Consider the following 5,859-nt stretch of genomic DNA (forward strand, 5'->3'; position numbering starts at 1 on the left):
TCTGTCGGAGTCGCTGACGGCCCCTTCCGGGCGACTTTGATCCTGCCCGTCCGAGGGGGAACGTCGATCGGGATGAAACAGGCCCTCAATCGCCGTCCCTCGAGACAAACGGTTTCGCGGAGCGGTCGGTCCACGCCGAAACGCACACTCTAAACCCACGGTCATCCGGGCTTGGCCCGGCCGCTCCGCGCCTCCTCACCCACTCGCCGCGAAAGCCCGAGGTCGAAGAGCCGTGCCTGCAGCGCCTTGCCCGCGAACACTTGCCCCCCACCTGGCGGCTTCGCCGCCTGTCCGCCCCCGCAGGGGGCGGAGCGCCTTGGCTTTCGCGCCGACGCGCCGACCTGCTAAGGCTCGCCCATGCCTCAGCTCGACGATTCCTATGATCCCCTGACCCCCGTGCCGGCCGAGCGCCGGGCGTTCGGGGCGTTCGACGCCTTTTCGTTGTGGTTCAGCCTGGGGATCGGCCTGCTGGTGCTGCAGGCCGGGGCCTTCCTGGTTCCGGGCCTGGGCCTGGGGGCGGCGCTGGCGGCGATCGTCACGGGCTCGGTGCTGGGCGCGCTGTTGCTGGCCGCCGCCGGCGTTGTGGGCGCCGACACCGGGCTTTCGGCCATGGGGTCGCTGCGCCTGGCCCTGGGCGCGCGCGGGGCGGCGATCCCGACCGTGCTGAACGCCGTGCAGCTGACCGGCTGGGGCGCGTTCGAGATCATCGCCATGCGCGACTCGGCCGACGCCCTGACCCAGCGGACCTTCGGGTTCTCCAACCCGGTGCTGTGGACGCTGCTGTTCGGCGCCCTGGCCACTGGCCTGGCGATCCTGGGGCCGGTGTCGTTCGTGCGGCGGTTCCTGCGCGCCTGGGGCCTGTGGCTGTTGCTGGCCGGGGCGGGCTGGCTGACCTGGCGGCTGCTGGCCGACCACGACCTGGCCGCCCTGCTGGCCAAGGCGGGCACCGGCGAGATGAGCTTTGGGGCCGGGGTCGACCTGGTGGTGGCCATGCCTTTGTCGTGGCTGCCGCTGATCGCCGACTACACCCGCTTTGGCCGCTCGCCGCGCGGCATGTTCTGGGGCAGCGCCGTCGGGTACCTGCTGGCCAATGTCTGGTTCATGGGCCTGGGCGCCGCCTACGCCCTGGCGGCCGGGGGCGGCGAGGGCATGCTGCTGTCGGCCCTGGCCGCCGCCGGCGGCTTCGCCCTGCTGCTGATCGTCATCGACGAGACCGACAACACCTTCGCCGACATCCATTCGGCCGCCGTCTCGACCGCCACTCTGGTCCGGGTCGGCTCGACAAGGCTGGCCCTGGGCTTCGGCGTGGTCTGCACCGTCATCGCCCTGCTGGCGCCGATGGCCCGGTACGAGACCTTCCTGCTGCTGATCGGCTCGGTGTTCGCGCCGCTGTTCGGCGTGCTGCTGGCCGACCACTTCCTCGTCCGCCGGCGACGCGCCGAGGCTGTCGGCCGGATCGCGAGCGGGCTGAACCTGCCGGGCCTGACCGCCTGGGCGGTCGGCGTCGGCGCCTACCAGACGCTCAGCCGGCTGGCGCCCGACATCGGCGCCACCTTGCCGGCCTTCGCGGCGGCCGCGGTGGTCTATCTGGCGCTCCAGGCGGTGCGCAAACGCCTGGTCGCTTGACCCCGCGCCGTCGTCGCGCGACACCCCGGCCCCATGGAAAAGCTGAACATCCTGCTCGTCGGGTCCGGCGGGCGCGAGCACGCCCTGGCTTGGAAGATCGCCCAGTCGCCGCTGTGCGGACGGCTGGTCGCCGCGCCGGGCAATCCGGGGATCGGGCAGGTGGCCGAGCTGCGGGCGGTGAAGGTCACCGACGTGACGGGGCTGGTGGCCCTGGCCCGGGAGATCGCCGCCGACCTGGTCGTGGTCGGTCCGGAATCGGCGCTGGAGGTCGGGCTGGCCGACGAACTGGCCAAGGCCGGCATCCCCTGTTTCGGCGGCAGCGCCCAGGCCGCGCGGCTGGAGACCTCCAAGGCCTTCACCAAGGACTTCTGCGCCCGCCACGACCTGCCGACGGCCGCCTATGGCGTGTTCACCGACGCGGCCTCGGCCGGGACCTTCCTCGACACCCTGAGCGCGCCGTTCGTGATCAAGGCCGACGGCCTGGCGGCCGGCAAGGGCGTGGTGATCGCCGCGACCCGCGGCGAGGCCGACGCGGCCGTGCTGGACATGCTGGGCGGCCGGTTCGGCTCGGCCGGGGCGCGGGTGGTGATCGAGGCGTTCATGCACGGCGAGGAGGCCTCGCTGTTTGCGATCTGCGACGGCAAGACCGCGGTGCTGTTCGGCGCGGCCCAGGACCACAAGCGGGCCTATAACGGCGACCAAGGCCCCAACACCGGCGGCATGGGCACCTATTCGCCGCCGCCGGTCCTGACCGACGCCTTGGTCGACCAGGCCTGGCGCGAGCTTGTCGTCCCCACGATCGAGGGCATGGCGGCCGAGGGCTGCCCCTATGTCGGCGTGCTCTATGCCGGGCTGATGCTGACCGAGACGGGCCCTAAGCTGGTCGAATACAACGCCCGCTTCGGCGATCCCGAATGCCAGACCCTGATGCTGCGCCTGGAAAGCGACCTGGTCCCGCTGCTGCTGGCCGCCGCCAAGGGCGAGCTGGCCGGTGCGGCCAAGCCGGTCTGGCGTGACGAGGCGGCCATCTGCGTGGTGCTGGCGGCCGAGGGCTATCCCGACGCCCCCAAGACCGGCGGCCTGATCCAGGGCGCCGACAGCGAGTTCGGCGGCGAGGCGGTGATCTTCCACGCCGGCACCACCCGCGACGCCGACGGCCGCCTGGTGGCCTCGGGCGGCCGGGTGCTGAACATCTGCGCCCTGGGCGCGACGCTGCATGAAGCGCGGGATGTTGCTTATGCGGCCCTGGGCACGGTGTCGCTGGAGGGCGGGTTCTATCGCAGCGACATCGGGTGGCGGGCGTTGAGCCAGCACTAAAACTCGATCCTTCCCCCTTGATGGGGGAAGGTGGCCGCGAAGCGGTCGGATGAGGGTGAACGCGAAGTTTCTTCGCGCCGCCAACTCAGCAGTCACCCCCATCCCCGGCCCTTCCCCCATCAAGGGGGAAGGGGGCATTTGGGATTGCACCCTTCGCCCCACGCTCTAATGTCCCTTTCAAACAAGCGTTGGGGAGTTAGCGCATGGCCGTGGCCGAACAGTCCGCTCAGGATCTGAATTCCGGGACCAAGCCCGTCGATCCGCGCCACGCCATCGACGAGGCCAAGCTGGCGACCTGGCTGGAGGCCCATGTCGAGGGCTATGCCGGGCCGCTGGAAGTCCGCCAGTTCAAGGGCGGCCAGTCGAACCCGACCTATCAGCTGGTCACGCCCGCCAAGAAGTACGTCCTGCGCCGCAAGCCGCCGGGCAAGCTGCTGCCCAGCGCCCACGCGGTCGACCGCGAGTTCAAGGTGATCTCGGGCCTCAACAAGGCGAACTTCCCCGTCGCCAAGGCCTACGCCCTGTGCCTGGACGAGGACGTGATCGGCACGATCTTCTACGTGATGGACAATGTCGAAGGCCGGATCCTGTGGGACGGCACCTTGCCCGACTACGCGCCGGCCGAGCGCCGGGCGATCTACGAGGCCGAGATCGCCACCCTGGCCGCCCTGCACAATGTCGACTACGCCGCCGTCGGCCTGGCCGACTATGGCAAGCCCGGCAACTACTTCGCCCGCCAGATCGACCGCTGGACCAAGCAGTACAAGGCGTCCGAGACCCGGACCATCGAGGACATGGACCGGCTGATCGCGTTTCTGCCGACCAGCTGCCCGCCCGATGACGTCACCTCCATCGTCCATGGCGACTATCGCCTGGACAACATGATCCTGCACGCCACCGAGCCGCGGGTGGTGGCCGTTCTGGACTGGGAGCTGTCGACCCTGGGCAATCCGCTGGCCGACTTCAGCTATTTCCTGATGAACTGGGTGATGCCGTCCGACCAGCGCGGCGGCCTGGCCGAGATCAAGGACCTGACCGCCTATGGCGTGCCGACGATTCCCGAGGCGGTGGCGCAGTACTGCAAGCTGACCGGTCGCGACGGCCTGCCGAACCTGGACTGGTATTTCAGCTACAACCTCTTCCGTCTGGCGGGCATCTGCCAGGGGATCGTGGGCCGGGTGCGGGACGGCACGGCGGCCAGCGCCCATGCGGAGATCATGGAGGCGCGTGTGCCGGTTCTGGCGCGCGGGGCCTGGGAGTTCGCGAAGAAGGCGGGGGCTTAGGCGGCTAATGCTTGCCCCCTACGGATCGCTTCGCGATCGTCTTCCCCCAGAGGGGGAAGAGGGGCGCGGTGCGGCTCGGCGTCCTCCGCCCCCTATGGGGGCGGACAGACCGCGAAGCGGTCAGGTGGGGGCAAGTGGGTGAGCTACAGCCCCACGCTCTCCAGCAGCTTCCCCAGCGCCCCCTCATCCTCGAACCGCGCCCGCACCGGCCAGGGCGTGACCCGATCCCGCCAGGCCTGGGGCAGTCGCGCCCAGTCCTTCTCGGTCGTCACCAGCCCGGCGCTGAAGGTCTGGGCCCGGTCCCACAGGAAGTTCAGCGTCGCCTCGTCATATTCGCCGTGGTCGGGATAGGGCGCGAAGTCCACCAGGTGGCAGCCGGCGGCCTTCAGGGCGCGCTCCACCTTCCACGGCTTGCCGATGCCCGCGAAGCCGACCTGGCGGCCCTTGGGCGGCGCGACGGCGGGCTCCAGCCGGGCGATCAGCACCGGGGTGTTGCCGAATAGCGCCAAGAGCTCGGGATCGGCGACTGGCAGGTCGTCCGGCAGCAGCACGATCACCGCGTCGGTGCGGGCCAGGCTGACCGCCAGCGGCTCGCGCATCGGCCCGGCCGGGAACACCTTGCCGTCGCCGAACGGCCATTCGTCCTCGCGGGTCTCGCCGTCGACCACCACCAGCGACAGGGTCTTGCGCAGGTCGGGGTTCTGGTGGCCGTCGTCCATGACCACCACCTCGGCGCCGTTGGCGGCGGCCTTGCGGGCCCCCAGCACCCGGTCGCGCGACACCCACATCGGAAAGTCCTGGGCCAGCATCAGCGGCTCGTCGCCGACGTCCTTGGCGGTATGGCGCGCCGGATCGACCCGCACCGGTCCCTTCAGCTTGCCGCCATAGCCGCGCGCCAGGCCGTGCGCGTGGCGGCCGCGCTGGGTCAGGGTCAGCAGCAGCTCGCGGACGACCGGCGTCTTGCCCACCCCGCCGACCGTGAAATTGCCCACGCAGATCACCGCGCAGTCGGCGCCGCGTGGCTGGGTGCGGGCGATGCGCCGGGCGGTCTGGGCGGCCCAGATCCACGACAGCGGAGTCAGCAGGGCGCGGGTGAGCGGGCTGGGCGCGCCCTCACGGCGATACCACCAGCGCGGCGTGGCCAGCTTCATGCCGCGGGCTCCGTCAGCAGGTCGAGGATGCGGTCCAGGCCCGCCCGGGCCTCGGCGTCGCTTCGACAGACCAGAGCCCGGGCGCGGGCTGCTTGCCCTTTCAGGACCTCGGGCCGGGCCAGCAGGTCGGCCAGCCGCGCGCTCAGCACCGAGGCGTCGGCGAACGCCACGCCGTCGGCGTCGCGCAGGTCGGCATAGGCGGTCAGCCAGTTCTCGACATGGGGGCCCGAGACGATGGGGCAGTCCAGCCGCGCCGGCTCCAGCGGATTGTGGCCGCCGATCCCGGTCACCAGACTGCCGGCCACCAGGGCCAGGTCGGCCAGCCGGTACCAGAGCCCCAGCTCGCCCAGGGTGTCGGCGACGATGACCTCGGCGGCGCCGTCGGGCTCGCGGCTGCGCAGGCTGACCGTGGCGCCGCTCGCCGAAATTTTGTCGGCGATGGCCGGGCCGCGCTCGGGGTGGCGCGGCGCGATCACCAGGCG

5 protein-coding genes are annotated in these 5,859 nt (G+C 71.2%); 3 read left to right on the forward strand and 2 right to left on the reverse strand.

Annotation, left to right across the window (positions count from 1 at the left end; translation table 11 throughout):
- Nucleotides 1–357 precede the first annotated feature (357 nt).
- From cytX to WAL33_RS05080, 3 genes are all read left to right on the forward strand, one after another.
- Nucleotides 358–1,626, forward strand: coding sequence for a putative hydroxymethylpyrimidine transporter CytX (gene cytX, locus WAL33_RS05070; protein WP_422179120.1), 1,269 nt, complete (start codon nucleotides 358–360; stop codon nucleotides 1,624–1,626).
- A 33-nt stretch (nucleotides 1,627–1,659) separates the two neighbouring features.
- Nucleotides 1,660–2,943: a phosphoribosylamine--glycine ligase gene (purD, locus tag WAL33_RS05075; RefSeq protein WP_422179121.1), complete on the forward strand. Its 1,284-nt coding sequence runs from the start codon at nucleotides 1,660–1,662 to the stop codon at nucleotides 2,941–2,943.
- A gap of 203 nt (nucleotides 2,944–3,146) precedes the next feature.
- Complete coding sequence (locus WAL33_RS05080) at nucleotides 3,147–4,226, forward strand: phosphotransferase (protein ID WP_422179123.1); 1,080 nt, start codon at nucleotides 3,147–3,149, stop codon at nucleotides 4,224–4,226.
- A 143-nt stretch (nucleotides 4,227–4,369) separates the two neighbouring features.
- Here WAL33_RS05080 and lpxK read toward each other — a convergent pair whose 3' ends face one another.
- Complete coding sequence (gene lpxK, locus WAL33_RS05085) at nucleotides 4,370–5,377, reverse strand: tetraacyldisaccharide 4'-kinase (protein ID WP_422179125.1); 1,008 nt, start codon at nucleotides 5,375–5,377, stop codon at nucleotides 4,370–4,372.
- Nucleotides 5,374–5,859 (reverse strand): 3-deoxy-D-manno-octulosonic acid transferase (locus tag WAL33_RS05090; RefSeq protein ID WP_422179127.1); only part of this gene is annotated, 486 nt, incomplete at its 5' end. The genes lpxK and WAL33_RS05090, both read right to left, overlap by 4 nt.

This window comes from Caulobacter sp., from assembly GCF_049283275.1.
GTDB lineage: Bacteria > Pseudomonadota > Alphaproteobacteria > Caulobacterales > Caulobacteraceae > Caulobacter.

What these genes read in the sequence shown, in the direction of transcription:
- cytX (WP_422179120.1), top strand. Translation starts at nt 358, where the DNA reads ATGCCTCAGCTCGACGATTCCTATGATCCCCTGACCCCCGTGCCGGCC.
- purD (WP_422179121.1), top strand. Translation starts at nt 1,660, where the DNA reads ATGGAAAAGCTGAACATCCTGCTCGTCGGGTCCGGCGGGCGCGAGCAC.
- WAL33_RS05080 (WP_422179123.1), top strand. Translation starts at nt 3,147, where the DNA reads ATGGCCGTGGCCGAACAGTCCGCTCAGGATCTGAATTCCGGGACCAAG.
- lpxK (WP_422179125.1), bottom strand. Translation starts at nt 5,377, where the DNA reads ATGAAGCTGGCCACGCCGCGCTGGTGGTATCGCCGTGAGGGCGCGCCC.